Origin of the sequence: Actinosynnema sp. NPDC049800 (assembly GCF_040656635.1) — a bacterium.
Lineage (GTDB): Bacteria > Actinomycetota > Actinomycetes > Mycobacteriales > Pseudonocardiaceae > Actinosynnema.
The window spans coordinates 18,966-34,626 of the sequence record NZ_JBFAMT010000038.1; the positions used below are offsets into that span (position 1 = coordinate 18,966).

Sequence of the window (15,661 nt, forward strand, 5' to 3'; positions counted from 1 at the left end):
CCCCAAGCTGTCCACCGAGTTGTCCACAGGTGGGTTTGCCTACGCCATCCAGGTGGCTCTAGCGTCGCTGGACCACGGGGCGTGGCGCGGCGGACTTTGTCGGACCCACGAGGTACAACATCCGCACGGCAGCAGATTGGGGTGAGCTCACGGTGGCGCTGGTGGACGACCGGGGCATGGCCGAGCCCGGCTTCGAACGGCAGCCGCCGCAGGACCTCGCCGCCGAGCAGTCGGTGCTGGGCGGGATGCTGCTGAGCAAGGACGCGATCGCCGACGTGGTCGAGGTCCTGGCCCCCAACGACTTCTACCGGCCCGCGCACCAGGCCGTGTACGACTGCATCCTCGACCTGTACGGGCGCGGCGAGCCGGCCGACCCGATCACGGTGTCCGCCGAGCTGGAACGCCGGGGCGAGCTGCTGCGCGTCGGCGGCGCGCCGTACCTGCACACCCTGATCGCCACCGTGCCCACGGCGGCCAACGCCTCCTACTACGCCGAGATCGTGGCGGAGAAGGCCGTGCTGCGGCGGTTGGTGGAGGCGGGCACGAGGATCGTGCAGCTCGGCTACAACGGCGCCGAGGGCGCGGACGTGGACGAGGTGGTCGACCGGGCGCAGGCGGCGATCTACGAGGTCACCGAGCGCCGCACCACCGAGGACTACGTGGTGCTGGAGGAGCTGCTCCAGCCGACCATGGACGAGATCGACGCCATCGCCTCGCGCGGCGGCTCGTCGCTCGGCATCCCCACCGGCTTCGCGGACCTGGACGAGCTGACCAACGGCCTGCACCCGGGCCAGATGATCATCGTCGCGGCCAGGCCCGGTGTGGGCAAGTCGACGCTGGGCCTGGACTTCGCCAGGTCGTGCTCGGTGAAGCACGGCTTGACCAGCGCGATCTTCTCGCTGGAGATGTCGCGCACGGAGATCGTCATGCGCATGCTCTCCGCCGAGGCGCGCATCCGGCTCGGCGACATGCGCGGTGGGCGGATGAGCGACGACGACTGGACCCGGTTGGCGCGGCGGATGAGCGAGATCAGCGAGGCGCCGCTGTTCGTCGACGACTCGCCGAACCTGACCATGATGGAGATCCGGGCCAAGGCGCGGCGGTTGAAGCAGCGCCACGACCTGCGGCTGGTGGTGGTCGACTACCTCCAGCTGATGTCGTCGGGCAAGCGCACCGAGTCGCGTCAGCAGGAGGTCTCGGAGTTCTCCCGGAACCTGAAGCTGATCGCCAAGGAGCTCGAGGTGCCGGTGATCGCGATCAGCCAGCTCAACCGCGGTCCGGAACAGCGCACCGACAAGCGCCCCCAGCTGTCCGACCTGCGTGAGTCCGGCTCGCTGGAGCAGGACGCCGACATGGTGATCCTGATCAACCGCCCGGACGCCTGGGAACGCGACGACCCGCGCGCCGGCGAGGCGGACCTGATCATCGCCAAGCACCGCGCCGGCCCGACGGCCACCATCACCGTCGCCCACCAGCTCCACTACAGCCGCTTCGCCGACCTGGCCCAGGGCTGACGCCCGGCGGCGGCGGTCGGCGGGTCGGGTGGACGGGTTGGGCCGCTGACCCGACCCGTGAGCGATCACGAATCGAGAAGCGCAGGTCAAGAGGCGTGCTTAGGCTGAACGCATGGACCTCACGATCAACACCAGCTTCCTCCCGCACGACGACCCGGAGGCGTCCCTCGCCTTCTACCGCGACACCCTCGGCTTCGAGGTCCGCAGCGACGTCGGCCAGGGTCGGATGCGCTGGATCACGGTCGGTCCCGTCGGCCGGCCCGACACGTCCATCCTCCTCGCGCCGCCCGCCGCCGACCCCAACGTCACCGAGGACGAGCGCCGCACCATCACCGAGATGATGGCCAAGGGCACCTACGGCTGGATCCTGCTGGCCACCCGGGACCTCGACGCGACGTTCGAGAAGGTGCAGGCGGGCGACGCGGAGGTGGTCCAGGAGCCGACCGTGCAGCCGTACGGCGTGCGCGACTGCGCCTTCCGCGACCCCGCGGGCAACCTGATCCGCATCCAAGAGCTCCGCTGAACGGGGAGGTCCCGCCATGTGCCACCCCGCGTGGGCGCGCGCACGCGCCGAGGCGAAGCGACTCGAAGACCTGGCGCGGTTGCGCCGGGTGCGCGACCGGATCGACCGCGAGCACGCACGGCCGCTGGACGTCCTGGCGCTCGCCCGCGCCGCGGGCCTGCCCGCCGGACTCCTCAGCCGCGAGTTCCGCGACGCGTACGGCAAGTCCCCGCACGCGTACCTGGTGGCGCGGCGCGCCGAGCGGGCGGCGGCCGCTCTTCGTCAGCCGCCGATCGCGGTCAGGACGGTCACCAGGTCCGCGACCAGGGCATCCTCGGGCGGTGCGACCAGGTCACGGCCCTTCTTGACCCGGCTGGTGACCTTGACCACGACGTGCGTCGTGCCGTCGACCACGTAACCGGCCTGCACGTAACCCGAGCTGCTGCCCCCGCCACCCTTCAGGGTGTAGTAGACGGCGTACCCGGTGTCTCCCACCGGGAGCTCGCACACCTTCCCGAACTCGTACTTATCGTCGGAGGTCCGTCCCAGCAGGCTCCTCAGCTCCCTCGCCAGCTCTTCCTCGGCGGGGGTGTTGGAGTCCTTCTCCTCCACTCCGACGGCGATCTCGACGGTGCGGTGCACGGAACCTTCGCCGTACGACGCGCCGTCCGGCGGGTCGTACACGCAACCACCGCGGTTGGGCACGGCGGTGACACCGAGTTGCCCGGCCGCCGCGTCGAACTTCGCGCACACGTCCTTGGTCGTGGTGCCACCGGCAACCGGCTTCGCCTTGGTCGCGGCCAGGGTCGGCTGCTGCGCCAGTTCCGGCTTGGTGATCCGCGGCGCGCCCGGCTGCCCCTCGCCGCTGAGCGACTTGACGATGTCGGAGATCTCCCCGTAGGTGACCTCCTCGGTGAGCGGGTCGGCCAGGACGCGCTCGCCGCCCTTGGCCGCGCGGTGCACGTTGCCCCAGAGCGCGACCCACATGAGGTCCTCACCCGACCGGAACACCGCCTCGGTGTCGGTCCGCGCGCCGGTGGCGCCGACCGCCTTCGTCTCCCGGTGGAAGACGTACCCCCCGTCGCCGGCGGGGAAGTGCTCGATCTTGCTCGACGCGTAGCCGGGGTTCTTCAGCTGCGCGTCCCGCTGGCGCACGGCCAGGTCGTAGAAGCGCTGGTAGCGGTCGTCCGCGTCGCCTCGCCAGGTGGCGACGTCGGAGCTCATCATGAGCGCGCCGTCGGTCAACAAGGACAGCCCGGGCGTGATGAAGCGGCAGTTGATCCCGCCCTCCGTCTTCCCCCGGGAGATCGGCCGGTAACCGCGGCCCGTCATCACCTCCGCCATCGAGCCGCACAGCGCGTCGACCCCGTCGCCGTGCCGGAGGGCGCCCAGGTCGGGGAACGCGAGCCGGTCCAGCGCCGGGTTCTTCGGGAGGTCCTCGCCGACCGCCGACGACCCGCCACCCGACTGCCAGAACCACACGCCGCCGGCGCCGGCGAGCACCACCAGCACCACGACGATCACGGCGACCACGCGGCCCGTGCGCTTCTTCGGCGGGCCGGGCGGAACCCCGGTCCACGGCGACGGCGGCTGCGGATGGTGCGGTGGCGGGTACGGCGGCTGCGGGTACGGCGGCTGCGGGTACGGCTGTTGCGGGTGGTGTTGAGGACTTCGAGGTTGGTAGGACAAGCTGCGATCCCCCTGGGAGTCACGACGGGCGGGTAGGGCCGCCGGGCGACTCCGGCACCATACGATCTCCGCGACGGCCGCGATGTCAGGCGAACTACCGACACCGGGGCCCGGCGTTCGGGGTGCTCCGGGGCCACCGGTTGCGTCCGTGGTGAGTCATTCCCCGACTGCGCCTACGATCGATGGATGCCACCCGACGCGGCGCGGCGCAGCGACCGTTCGAGGCGGGCGATCCTCTTGGCCGCGTTGGAGTTGGTCGAGGCGCTCGGCCACTCCCGGTTGACCATCGAGGCGGTCGCGGCCAGGGCCGGGGTCGGCAAGCAGACGATCTACCGGTGGTGGCCGTCGAAGGGGCCGTTGCTGTTCGACGCGTTCGTGGAGTTCGGGCCGGCCGGTGCGGACGAGTTGCCGAGCGGTGTGCTGGCCGTCGACCTCAAGCGGGAGTTGCGGGCCGCGGCCGAGGAGCTGGCCGAACGGCGGTTCGACCAGGTGTGCCGGCTGTTGGTGCACGAGTCCCGCACGGACCTGGTGACGTTGCTGCTGATGCCGCGCCGGATGGCGCTGGAGGAGCGATTACACGCGGCCCGGCGGTTGGGGGACGTGCGGCCCGACGTCGACGTGTCGGCGGCGGTGGAGTTGTTGTTGGGACCGGTCTACCAGCGGTGGTTCTTGCGCACGGCCCCGCTGACCGGTGAGTTCGCGGACGCGGTGGTCGATCTCGTGCTCCGCGCGCTGAGCACGTGACCATGATCGGTAGGGTTCGTCGATCATGGGGTACGCGGTGGTCGACGTGGAGACGACCGGGTTCGCCGCGCGCGGTGCGGACCGGGTGGTCGAGGTGGCCGTCGTCGGGCTGGACGACGCGGGCCGGGTGACCGACGAGTGGTGCACCCTGCTCAACCCCGGGCGCGACCTCGGGCCGCAGCACGTGCACCGGATCCGCGCGGCCGACGTGTGGCACGCGCCGACGTTCGCGCAGGCCGCGGGCGCCCTGGCGGCACGGCTCGCCGAACGGGTCGTGGTCGCGCACAACCTGTCGTTCGACGCCCGGTTCCTGACCGCCGAGTTCGCCCGCGCCGGGGTGGACCTGCCGGTGACGGGCCTGTGCACGATGCGCCTGGCCGACCGGTACCTGCCGGGCCGGGCCGGCCGATCGCTGGCGGCGTGCTGCGAGGCGGTCGGGGTGACGCTCGACTCGGCGCACTCCGCGTTGCACGACGCCCGCGCCACGGCCCGGTTGTTCGCCCACTACCTGGGGTTCGGCGTGCCGGAGGCCGAACCCGTGCCGCGCGTGCCGCCGGCCGACGACGTGGTCGAGGTGCGCCGCGGCACGGCGGCTCCGGCGCCACGACGGCCGGAGCTGGTGACGTTGGTGCGCGGCGACCGGGTCGTGTTCACCGGCCAGATGGACGCGCCGCGCGAGGAGTGGGTCGACCGCGCCGCGTCGGCCGGGCTGGTCAGCCAGGGGTACGTCACCAAGTCGACCCGCCTGGTCGTGGCCGCCGACCCGTTCACGCTGTCGAGCAAGGCGCGTCGGGCGCGGGCATACCGGGTGCCCATCGTGTCCGAAGAGGACTTCGCCGGGATGCTGGACCTGCTCGGCGTTACACCGCCGGCCAAAGATCACCGGACCGGGTGGCGTCGGGCCTATTGAAAAGCCCGCTACCTGCGGGGAGGCTCTTCACGGACAGGCCATGCCTCAGCGGAAGGCACGAGTCCTATGAGTACCGTGCAGACAACGGCTTCCCGTGCGGTGTGGGACGAGTTCGTCTCGGAACTGCCGGTCGGGGTACTGCTCCAGGACGAGAACGGCGTGGTGCTCGCCGCGAACCCGATGGCGTCGTCGCTGCTCGGTGACGCCTGCGCCCGCGACGACTCCGGCGCCCCGCTGCCCAGCTGCGCCGAGCTGGCCGCGCAGGTGCTGCGCACCGGATCACCGCTGACCATCCCGATGGTGCTGCCGCACGCCAACGTGTGGGCCGAGTACTACCCGATCGGGGTGCGCGGGCAGGTGCTGGTGCTGCTGCGGCCGGTGCAGGCGGACGTGCCGCACAGCGCCGGGCTGCTCGACGCGCTGACCGGGCTGCCGGGACGGGCGCTGCTGCTCGACCGGCTGGACCAGGCGTTGATCCGGGCGCGGACCCAGGGCACGTTGGCGACCCTGGTGCTGGCGGACGTGCACCGGATGGCGGCGGTGAACGCGGCCCACGGCTTCAAGCGCGGCGACGAGCTGCTGGCCGTGCTGGCGAAACGGCTGCGGCAGGGTTTACGGGCCGACTACACGGTGGCGCGGTACGGCGGCGACTCGTTCGCCGTGGTCGCGGAGCACCCGAACGGCAGCGGCGAGGCGGTCGCGGCCCGGGTGCGCGAGCTGGCCGGGCGGGCGGTGCGGCTCGGCGGCGAGCGCGTGCGCACCGGGGTCCGGGTGTGCTGGGTGACCAGCGACGGCGAGGCGCCGCTGCACTCGGTGATCGCGCACGTCGAGGAACGCCTGCGCCGCTGAGCCGACCCCGTGAACGGGACCGGGCCCCTGGCACTGAGGTGCCAGGGGCCCGGTCGCGGGAGGTGTGGATCGGTGGATCAGATCCGCGGCATCACGGTGGTGTCCTCGAGCGAGCTGAACACGCTGCGCGCGTCGATGCCCGCCAGGGCGGGCGCCTGGGTCTCGGTGAACCGCGCCGGACCGGCGCCACCCTGCACCGGGTTGACGTTCATACCGCTCAGCGCCAGCGGCGGCACCATCGGGGACTCGCTGCGGGGCTGCGCCACACCGGGCACGGGCAGCACGAACGGCAGGCCGGCCGGCGCCGCGACGGGCAGCGACGACAGGGCGCGACCGTCCGGGGTGATACCGGCGGGCACGCTGTGCAGCGGCAGGTCCTCGACGACCGGCAGGCCCTGCGTAGCGGTGAGGTCACCGGCCAGCGGCAGGCTGCCGCCGAACGAGCGCTCGTCCGACTCCGAGGACACCGAACGGGTCAGCACCCCCGCGAAGGGCGCCGCGCTCAGGGCGGCGCGGGTCGCCTCGGCGACCGGGGGCAGGCCGTGGCGGAACACCTGCTCGAGGGTGTCGAGCCGGGGCAGCTGCTGGGTCGGCAGCTCGGCCTGCGACAGCGCGCCGACCGGCGCGGACGCCTCGGGCAGCCGGGCCTGGGACAGCGCGCCGATCGGCGCGGACGCCTCCGGCAGCTCCGCCTTCGACAGCGCGGCGACCGGCGCGGCCTTCGACAGCTCCCGCTTGCGCAGGTCGGGCTTCGGCGCGTCCAGGTCCGGCGCGTCGAGGTCCGGCGCGTCCAGGTCCGGCGCCTCCGGCTTCGGGACCGCACGGGCCAGCAGGCCGCTGCCCGGCAGCTGGACCTGGTGCAGGCGGTCGAGGGGCAGACCGCGCAGCTCGCCGATCCCCGGCAGGCCCAGCGGCACGGAGTACTGGGCCAGTGCGCCCACGAGGTCCAGCGCCGGCAGCTCGGTGACCCGCATCAGGCTGTCGAGGCTCGCCGGGAGCTGGATGCCCCGGCTCGCGTCGGCGACCGGCGCGGGCTCGCCCCGGTCGTCGCCGGTGCGCACGTCGTTGCTGTCCTGCGTGTTCGTGGTGGCGGTGCCGAGCACCTCCACCGGGATGCCGAACAGGCGGGCGAACGCCTCGGTCGGCGCTTCGACGTCGTAGGAGGTGACCGAGCCGCTGCCCTCGGTGGTGGTCACGCCACCGGACTTGCTGCTCGACCGGCTGGCGGTCGCGGCGTCCGCGAGACCGGCGACGGTCACGGCGTCACCGTGCACCGACGGCGTGAGCGCGGCGGGCGCGGTGAGCAGGTTGCCCGACCACGCGCTGTCCTCGGCGGAGGTCAGGTGCCGGCCACCGGCGATCAGGCCGGTGGTGTTGTCCGTCCGGGACTCGCCGTTGCCCGCGGCGGTGACGGCGTCGCCGAACACCTGCAGCGGGATCGACGGCTGCGCGCCGATGCCGTTGCCCGAGAACGACGCGTCGTCGCCGGAGGTCTGCACGTCGCCGCCGGAGTGCGAGCCGAACTGGTTGCGGCTCTCCGACTCGACGTTGCTGCCCGCGCCGATGGCGCTGCCGAACACCTGCGGCGAGGACGCCTCGGGCAGCGACAGCACGTTGCCCGACAGCGAGCCCTCGTCGCCGGTGGTGGTGGCCGCGCCGCCGGAGCGCGAGTCGAGCTTGCTGTCGGTCTCGGCCGAGCCGTTGCCGACCGCGACCGCGGAGTCGCCGAAGACCTGGGCCGGGTTCGAGGTGGGGACGTGCACGATGTTGCCCGACGCGGAGCCGTGCTTGCCGTTGGCCGTCGGCGCGTTGCCGAGGTCGATCTCGGTGTCGCTGTCGGTCCTCGACGTCGGGTTGGCGACCACGCCGCCCGCGTTGCCGAACACCTGGCCGCCCAGCGCGGTCGGCGCGGACACCACGTTGCTGGAGACGGTGCCGTTGTCGTCGACGCTGGTCGCGACCTTGCCGGAGCGCACGGTCTTGTTCTCGGTGGCCCGGCCGGTGGGCGTGCCCGCCGCGCCTACGCCGTTGCCGAACGCCTCGGCGGGCGCGCCGAGCGGCACCTGGCCGATGTTGCCGGAGCCGACCGCGTCGTTGCCGGTCGTGCCGTTGTAGCCGCCGGAGTCCGCGACGACGTCGTTGTGGCAGTCCGCGTCGGCGATGCCGCCGCCCGCCACGCCGTTGCCGCACAGGTCGGCCGCGCCGGCCGGCGGCAGGTTCGCCGCGTTGGCCGACAGCACGGACCGGTCGCCGTTGGTGTAGGTGTCGCCGCCGGAGACCGCGGTGGCCTCGTTCGAGTGCCGGGCCGACGTGGTGCCCACGCCCGAGATCGAGTTGCCCGCGCCGGAGACCGGCAGGGCGACGGGCGCGTCGGCGAAGGTGCCGGACAGCACCGCGTCCTGGCCGGAGGTGTAGCTGTTGCCGCCCGCTTCGGCGTCGTGCGCCATCGCGTTGGCGACCTGCGCGTTGCCGCCGCCGGCCACGGCGTTGTCGCCCGCGGCGACAGGGCCGGCGAACGCGGGCTGGACCACGTTGCCCGCGAGGGTGCCGTCGTCACCCGTGGTGGACGACCACATCGGGAGGTCGGTCCGGTCGCGCTGGGTGGTGCCCGCGTCGGCGGACGCCCGGTTCTCGGTGGCGGTGTCCGCGTTGCCCGCGGCGCCGACGCCGTTGCCGGTGACCGCGACGACCGGTGCGACCGGTGCGCCGAGGACGTTGCCGGCGCCGGTGCCGCGCTCGCCGGTGGTGCTCAGCGAGCCGGTGGCCTGGGCGTCGTTCGACGACGAGGCCCCGCTGAAGGAGTTGCCGCCCGCGGCGACCGCGTTGTTGGTCACCTGCGCGGGCACCGCGCCCTGCACGGCGGCGATGTTGCCCGACAGCGAGCCGTCCTCGCCCGAGGTGTGGACGCGGTCGCCCGCGACCGCGCGCTGGTAGGACGTGGCGTGCGACTCGGCGTTGGCCAGGACCGCGACGGCGTTGCCGTTGACCTGGGGCGAGACGGCGGCGGCGGCGTGCGCCACGTTGCCGGACAGCGTGCCGCGCGAACCGTCGGCCCTGATCTCGCCGGCGCTGGTGGCCGACTGGGTGCACACGCCGTCGCTGTAGGCGTTGCCGCCGGCGGCGACCGCGTTGCCGCAGACGCTGACCGGCACGACCACGTCGGCGTCGGCGGTGTTGCCGCGGGTCAGGCCCGTGGCCTCGACGCCCGCCGTCCGCTCCTGCGCGGTGCGGACCAGGGGGTTGGCCGGGACGGCGACGTCGCGGACGGGCAGGTCGGCCGCGCTCGGCGTGCCGATCTCCTCGTGGATGGTCGGCAGGTCGTGGTTGCCGACCAGGGTGCCCAGGTTGTTGTGGTCGACGTCGACCGGCACGCGCACCTTCGCGTCGAGCGGGTTCGGTTTCGCGTCGGGGTTGACGTTCTCCTGGGCTGAAGCGATGCCCGTGCCGAGCATCAGCAAACCACCAGTGACAAGTGCGGTCTGGAGACCGCGCTTGGCCCAGGTTTGCATGGGTTCTCCTTCTTCCGGTGTCCCTTGCGGGAGGTGAGGGGTGGTCGGACGCGGCGACCGCGTCGGGGGCGACGACCACCCGGGTCTGTTCTTCAGGGGGAGCGCGGCATCTCGACCGGTGTGGGAGCGCACGCGAGCGGCGCGACGGTCGAGCACCGGGTCAGCTCGTCGATGAGCTGCCGCGGACCGCGCGCTGTGGTCAGTCGGGCGTGCTGCCGGGCTGCTTGCCCGGCGTCACGGTGTTCCGCTCGGTGGCGGGGGACGAGGCCCGGGCCACCGCGGGGTCGAGGCGGTCGGCGGAGGCGGCCGTGTACGAGCCGTTGCCGCCGCCGGAGGAGCCGGAGCCGTCGCCACCGCAGGAGCAGTGGGCCGGCGCGCCGAGCGGCGCGAACGGCATGGACGGCAGTCCGGACGGGTCTCCCGGCAGGGAGGGCCCGTCGTCGCCGGACGGCGCGACGACCTGCGGCCGCGGCGCGTCCAGCCAGGATCGGCTGAGCTTGCCGAACACCCCCTGCACCACCGGGGTGCCGGCGGGAACCGGCACGGCGGTGGCGGCCGGGGTGGTCTCGGTGACGTGCCGCGTCACGGTGCCGCCGACGACCACGTCGACGGGCGCCTGCTCGGACGCGGGGTGCCGGAACCAGTCGCGCACGCCCCCGACGGTGTCGCGGATGTCCTCCGCGACCCGACGCAGGTCGGGCGGGCTCGGCTCGGGCACCCGGGGGGTGCTCAGCGCCGTGTCGAGGTCGTGCACGGCCCGGCCGACCGGGGCCAACGCGGCCTCGACCGGGCCCTCCGCCGCACGTGGCGGCAGCGAGTCGTGCGCGATCCCGGTGACCGGGTCGACGACCGGGATCTGCGCCGACGCCGCCGTGGCGGACAACGCCCAGGCCGCGGCGGTGCCGGCCAGGGTGCCGCCGACGACCAGCAGGGCGCGGGAGAGCAGCCGCCGAACGCGGCCCGCCCCCGTTCCCGCTCGCTGGTCAACGCACGACATCGCTGGAACCTCCGCCGAAGAGCACTGGGATTCGCCGGCGACGTGATCGAGGTGATCAAGCCGACGACGAGAGACTGCCAGCAGGCGAGGCGCGGGCGCACTCCATTCACACCTGGTTCGCCGGATCGTGTGACGAACACACTGTGTTCCCGACCGTGACGGTGAGTGATCAGACGCGCTTGAGGACCCTGGCCGCGCCGGCGGCGGCCGTGGACGCCAGGATCCAGCCGACCGCGATCAGGGTGCTGGAGATCCACTGCGAGGCGCCGCTGAACTTCCACTTGCCGTCCTGGCCGAGGTCCACGATCGGGATCAGCAGGTCCATCGACAGCAGCCAGGCGTTCCAGGACGGCGACTCGTCCTCGTTGAGCTTCGGCATCTCGTGCCCGAGGAACCAGGCCGTGCCCACCAGCCAGAACGCGGTCAGCCAGGCGATCGCGAGCCACGGCCGGTAGCCGTAGCCGACCGTCCAGCGCTGCAGGAAGCCCCAGACCCGGCCGGCCACGCCGAGCTCCGAGTAGCGCCGGTGCTGCTTCTCCAGCTGCACGAGCTGCGCCAGCTCCTCCTCGCCGCCGTCGCGGTACACCGCGGCCAGCTGCTCGTAGGGTCCGGGCGCGAAGTCCGGCTGCACCTCGCGCAGCCAGCGCAGCCGGGTGCGCACGTCCACGTGCGGCGTGGACGAGATCGAGCTGAACGTGAAGTCCTCCACGTCGACGCCGCCGGTGGCCGCCCACAGCCCCGGCCCGTCCATCACGGTCGCCGCGCCGACCCGCGTCAGCACGACCCGGCCCACCGGGATCCGGTCCTCCGAGAGCCTCAGCACGAGCTGGCTCACCGTGAGGCCGTAGGCGTTCAACGCGATGTCGCTGCCCGGACCGCCCAGGCGCGCGCCCGCGAACGTGGCCATCTTGCCGACCTCGGCGAGCCTGATCCGGACGCCGCCCGCGGCGGTGAACCCGTGGCTGCACAGGAAGTCCTTGCCGATGGTGGCCACGCGGGCGTCCAGCGACGGCTTCACCGTGCCGTCGGGGCGGCGGCGCGGCGCGAGCAGCGACGCGCCGGAGCAGTCGAGGGTGGAGCCGATCTCGGCGTTCTGCAGGCGCAGCGAGCCGCGGGCGCGCAGGTCGCGGAGGAACAGCGTGCCGCCGACGCGCAGCCGGTCGGCGAACAGGACGTCGATGCCCGGCCCGTGCAGCTCGACGCCGGACAGGGACGCGCTCCCCCGCACGTGCGCGTCCACCAGGCGCACCTGGCCGTAGGCCTTCAGCGCGGCGTCGCGCTCGCCGTCGCCGTGGAAGCCGCCGTTGACCGCGCCGCGCGCTTCGAGGTCGCCGCGCACCTGGATGCCGTCCGCGTGCAGGGCGACCGGGATGCGCTGGACGACCTCGCCGGTGTCCTCCGCCTGGTCCTCCACCGCGTCCCGGCGGCCGATCACCGCGCCGGACAGCCGCAGGTAGCCGCCGATCTCGGCGTTGGGCAGGCGGACCGTGCCGGAGGAGGTGAAGCCGTCGTCCAGCTCGACGTTGCCCTCCACCCGCATCCGGTCGGCGACGAGCGCGGCGGCCTCGTCGGCGGTGCCGCGCGGGATCACCAGGACCGGTCGGTCGACGACGCTGGCGTGCAGGCGGGCGCCGGAGAACACGGCGCTGCCGCCGATCCGCGCGCCGTCGAGCAGGATGCGGCCCTCGGCGGTGAACCGGCCGCCCTCGGCGTCGCAGAACAGGGTGCCCGCGATGGCGACGCCGGTGGCGTCCAGGGCGTTCTGGCCGGCGTTGAGCAGGCGGGCGCCGCCGAGGTGCACGTTGCCGCCGACGTCCGCGCCGCGCAGCCGCACCTCGCCGCCCGCGCGCAGCGCGATGGCCTGCAACGAGCCGGACAGGCGGATGCGCGCGGCGAGCAGGGCGTGGTCGCCGCCCCGGTTCCGCAGCACGGCGCCGGCCAGCCGGAACGTGCCGTCGACCGAGGCGTCGGTCAGGTCGACCACGCCGTCGCTGGTGAAGCCCGCCTCCAGCACCAGGTCGCTGCCGACGCGCAGGTTGCGGCCCCACAGGCCGGGCACCTTGCAGCCGCGCATGCGCAGGCCGACCAGGCGGGCCATGCGCAGGTCCGGCGGCCGTTCGAAGGAGCAGTCCAGGAAGTCGACCACGTGGTCGACCCGCGCGCCCTCCAGCGCGAACGAGCCGACGACGTTCGCGCCGACCAGCCTCAGCGCGGCGGTCCGCGGGCCGCCCTCGGTGAGCAGCCCGGACAGCAGCTCGCCGCGGACCGTGCGCTCGCGCTGGGGCCTCCTGGGGTCGAACCGCAGCGAACGTCCGGCGGCGAACGCGGCGCGGACGGCGTCCTCGGCAGTCTCCTCGGCGGTCACGCCTGCGATCCGATCACCCGCCACGCCGGTTCCGCCGGCGTTTGCCGCAATCCGAAACGTGGCTTTCGACATGCACCCGACCGTCTCCGACCGGCCCACTCGCGAGGATCGGTGCGGCTACCGTGATCGGCGTGACCAGGAGTGATGAGATCAGCGAGAGGGTGCCGCGGATGCTGCGCGTCTCGGCTGCCCTGAGTTGGCGGTTCGTGGCCGTGGTCGCGGCGCTCTACGTGGTGTTCCACGTGGTCGGGTTCATGGCCACGATCGTCATCCCGACCGGGGTGGCGCTGCTGCTGGCGGCGCTGCTGTCGCCCGCGGTGTCGCAGTTGAACCGGGCGGGCATCCCGCGCGGCGTGGCCACGGGCGTGGTGCTCGTCGGCGGCATCGCGGTCGTGGGCGGCGTGCTGACGTTCGTGATCACCGAGTTCTCCAAGGGCCTGCCGCAGCTGCAGGAGCAGGTCAGCGCGAGCCTGGACACCATCCGCGGCTGGCTCAAGGACGGGCCGCTGCACCTGAGCGACGTCCAGCTCCAGCAGTACCTGGACCGGGTGGTGGAGACGGTCAAGGAGAACCAGACCGAGATCACCTCGGGGGCGCTCACCACGGCGGCCACCGTCGGCGAGCTGCTGACCGGGCTGATCCTCGCCCTGTTCACGCTCATCTTCTTCCTGCACGACGGTGACGCGATCTGGCGGTTCCTGATCCGGATCGTGCCGCGCGACGTGCGCGGTCGGGCCGACGTGGCGGGGCGGCGCGGTTTCGCCTCGCTCGTGTCGTACGTGCGGGCGACCGCGCTGGTGGCGGTCGTGGACGCGGTCGGCGTCGGCATCGGCCTGTGGATCGTGGACGTGCCGCTGGTGGTGCCGCTGTCGGCGCTGGTGTTCCTCGGCGCGTTCATCCCGATCGTGGGCGCGGTGATCACCGGCGCGGTGGCGGTGCTGGTGGCGCTGGTGGCCAACGGGCCGATCGAGGCGCTGATCATCCTGGCCGTGCTCATCGGCGTGATGCAGCTGGAGAGCCACGTGCTGCAACCGCTGCTGCTGGGGCGCGCGGTGAAGCTGCACCCGCTGGCCGTGGTGCTGGCGATCACCACCGGCCTCGTCGTGGGCGGCATCGCGGGCGCGCTGCTGTCCGTGCCGCTGCTGGCGGTGCTGAACTCGGGGATCAGGTCGTTGCTGTCGGAGTCGGACCGGGACGTGGAGCCGCGCCAGGTCGACGTGCTGGAGCCGCAGGAGAGCGGTCCGGTCGACACGGGCGGTGAGCGCGTCGACGACGAAGGAGTCGTCGACCGGATCCAGGACGCCCTGTCGGACGACACCGACCGCGGGCGCCCGGACGCCGGGCGGCCGTAGTCAGGCCATCTCGACCAGGTTGCGGCCGTAGCCCTTGGCCGCGAGCAGCGCGGCGTCGGCGGCCACCAGCAGGTCCGGCAGCTCGTAGCCGAACCGCTGGGTGGTCGCCACGCCGATGCTCACGGTGAGGCCGGTGAGCAGGTGCTCCCGGCCGTCCGTGCCGACGGTGGGCACGGCCAGGCCGGCCACGGCGTGCCGCACGCGCTGGGCGACGGACCGGGCGACGGCGGGCTCCGCATCCGGCAGGAGCACGACGAACTCCTCGCCGCCGAAGCGGCCGACCAGGTCGCCGCGCCGGACCGTGCCGGTCAGCAGCAGGGCGACCGCGCTGAGCGCCGAGTCGCCCGCCAGGTGGCCGACCTCGTCGTTGACCCGCTTGAAGTGGTCGAGGTCGAGCAGCATCACGGCCATCGGACGCTCGCGCGCCCGTGCCTTGGACAGCTCGTACCGGGCCCGGCTGTCCCAGTGCACGGCGTTGGCCAGGCCGGTCTTCGCGTCGCGCTGGGCCGAGCGCCGCCACTGCGGCAGCTGCGCCGCCCGTTCCAGCAGGGCCAGCGGCGGGCCGGCCATCAGCGCGTGCACCGGGGTGGTGACGGCGACGAAGCCCATCAGGCCGCCGATGCTCACCGCGACGATGCCGAGCACCACGTCGATCGGCTCGCCGATGACCTCCTCGCCGCGGGCGCGCGGGCTGCGCAGCTTCAGGCCGGTCGCGATCACGCCGGCGCGGAGCACCAGCAGCACGGTCGCGCCGAGCACCATGACGACGAGGTCCGTGCGCGGCTCGGCCCAGCCGATGACGTAGCGGGTGGCGAACACGGCCAGCGTGGTCGCGGACAGCGTGAACACCCAGCGGTGCGACTCGGGGCGCTGGGTCAGCACGCCGTGCAGCGCGGGGCCGAAGAGGAGCAGGACGAGCAGGTTGCACGGCAGCGCGACCAGGCCCGCGGTGAGGTAGCACAGGTGGGCGGCCCACGGGTTGCGCGCGGCCTCGCCCGCCCGGTGGCTGTAGATCGAGCTGCCGATGATCACCGCGCCGGCGGTGCCCGCGATCGCCGCGAACCGGCCGACCTCGCCGGGCGAGGGCTGCGGCGACGTGACGATCGCGTAGACCACGACGGCCAGCGCGAGCAGGTCCACGAGCAGCCAGTAGGCCAGCGCGGAGCGCTTCAGCGTCCACAGTGGCCAGTGGCGCACGCTCGGCCCTCCCTCGCCGCAGCAGCCCGCCGA

At 73.5% G+C, this 15,661-nt stretch carries 11 protein-coding genes; 6 read left to right on the forward strand and 5 right to left on the reverse strand.

Annotated elements, in window-relative coordinates; genetic code table 11:
• Window positions 1-152: 152 nt before the first annotated feature.
• Together dnaB and AB0I91_RS31330 are read left to right on the forward strand one after the other, a co-directional pair.
• On the forward strand, window positions 153-1,514 hold the full coding sequence (gene dnaB / locus AB0I91_RS31325) for a replicative DNA helicase (RefSeq protein WP_073897890.1): 1,362 nt from the start codon (window positions 153-155) through the stop codon (window positions 1,512-1,514).
• A gap of 112 nt (window positions 1,515-1,626) precedes the next feature.
• Window positions 1,627-2,037, forward strand: coding sequence for a VOC family protein (locus AB0I91_RS31330; RefSeq protein ID WP_498771462.1), 411 nt, complete (start codon window positions 1,627-1,629; stop codon window positions 2,035-2,037).
• Between the two features lie 261 nt (window positions 2,038-2,298).
• Here the strand turns inward: AB0I91_RS31330 and AB0I91_RS31335 are convergent, their stop codons facing one another.
• Window positions 2,299-3,549 (reverse strand): hypothetical protein, encoded by a 1,251-nt coding sequence (locus tag AB0I91_RS31335; protein WP_499640210.1) that lies wholly within the window; start codon window positions 3,547-3,549, stop codon window positions 2,299-2,301.
• Window positions 3,550-3,891: 342 nt separating this feature from the next.
• Here AB0I91_RS31335 and AB0I91_RS31340 point away from each other — a divergent pair, with 342 nt between their 5' ends.
• From AB0I91_RS31340 to AB0I91_RS31350, 3 genes are all read left to right on the forward strand, one after another.
• On the forward strand, window positions 3,892-4,449 hold the full coding sequence (locus tag AB0I91_RS31340) for a TetR/AcrR family transcriptional regulator (RefSeq protein WP_498771458.1): 558 nt from the start codon (window positions 3,892-3,894) through the stop codon (window positions 4,447-4,449).
• A 25-nt stretch (window positions 4,450-4,474) separates the two neighbouring features.
• Window positions 4,475-5,359, forward strand: a complete 885-nt coding sequence (locus AB0I91_RS31345) for an exonuclease domain-containing protein (protein WP_498771456.1) — start codon at window positions 4,475-4,477, stop codon at window positions 5,357-5,359.
• Window positions 5,360-5,425: 66 nt separating this feature from the next.
• Window positions 5,426-6,208: a GGDEF domain-containing protein gene (locus tag AB0I91_RS31350; RefSeq protein ID WP_498771454.1), complete on the forward strand. Its 783-nt coding sequence runs from the start codon at window positions 5,426-5,428 to the stop codon at window positions 6,206-6,208.
• Between the two features lie 77 nt (window positions 6,209-6,285).
• Here the strand turns inward: AB0I91_RS31350 and AB0I91_RS31355 are convergent, their stop codons facing one another.
• From AB0I91_RS31355 to AB0I91_RS31365, 3 genes are all read right to left on the reverse strand, one after another.
• Window positions 6,286-9,717, reverse strand: a complete 3,432-nt coding sequence (locus AB0I91_RS31355; protein WP_499640212.1) for a beta strand repeat-containing protein — start codon at window positions 9,715-9,717, stop codon at window positions 6,286-6,288.
• A 199-nt stretch (window positions 9,718-9,916) separates the two neighbouring features.
• Window positions 9,917-10,714, reverse strand: a complete 798-nt coding sequence (locus AB0I91_RS31360; protein ID WP_498771450.1) for a hypothetical protein — start codon at window positions 10,712-10,714, stop codon at window positions 9,917-9,919.
• A 169-nt stretch (window positions 10,715-10,883) separates the two neighbouring features.
• Window positions 10,884-13,079, reverse strand: a complete 2,196-nt coding sequence (locus tag AB0I91_RS31365; RefSeq protein ID WP_498771448.1) for a hypothetical protein — start codon at window positions 13,077-13,079, stop codon at window positions 10,884-10,886.
• Window positions 13,080-13,249: 170 nt separating this feature from the next.
• Here AB0I91_RS31365 and AB0I91_RS31370 point away from each other — a divergent pair, with 170 nt between their 5' ends.
• Complete coding sequence (locus AB0I91_RS31370; RefSeq protein ID WP_498771958.1) at window positions 13,250-14,431, forward strand: AI-2E family transporter; 1,182 nt, start codon at window positions 13,250-13,252, stop codon at window positions 14,429-14,431.
• Here AB0I91_RS31370 and AB0I91_RS31375 read toward each other — a convergent pair whose 3' ends face one another.
• Window positions 14,432-15,628: a GGDEF domain-containing protein gene (locus AB0I91_RS31375; RefSeq protein WP_498771446.1), complete on the reverse strand. Its 1,197-nt coding sequence runs from the start codon at window positions 15,626-15,628 to the stop codon at window positions 14,432-14,434.
• Window positions 15,629-15,661: the final 33 nt, after the last annotated feature.

What these genes read in the sequence shown, in the direction of transcription:
- AB0I91_RS31345 (WP_498771456.1), top strand. Translation starts at nt 4,475, where the DNA reads ATGGGGTACGCGGTGGTCGACGTGGAGACGACCGGGTTCGCCGCGCGC.
- AB0I91_RS31350 (WP_498771454.1), top strand. Translation starts at nt 5,426, where the DNA reads ATGAGTACCGTGCAGACAACGGCTTCCCGTGCGGTGTGGGACGAGTTC.
- AB0I91_RS31340 (WP_498771458.1), top strand. Translation starts at nt 3,892, where the DNA reads ATGCCACCCGACGCGGCGCGGCGCAGCGACCGTTCGAGGCGGGCGATC.
- AB0I91_RS31330 (WP_498771462.1), top strand. Translation starts at nt 1,627, where the DNA reads ATGGACCTCACGATCAACACCAGCTTCCTCCCGCACGACGACCCGGAG.
- AB0I91_RS31360 (WP_498771450.1), bottom strand. Translation starts at nt 10,714, where the DNA reads ATGTCGTGCGTTGACCAGCGAGCGGGAACGGGGGCGGGCCGCGTTCGG.
- AB0I91_RS31370 (WP_498771958.1), top strand. Translation starts at nt 13,250, where the DNA reads ATGCTGCGCGTCTCGGCTGCCCTGAGTTGGCGGTTCGTGGCCGTGGTC.
- AB0I91_RS31355 (WP_499640212.1), bottom strand. Translation starts at nt 9,717, where the DNA reads ATGCAAACCTGGGCCAAGCGCGGTCTCCAGACCGCACTTGTCACTGGT.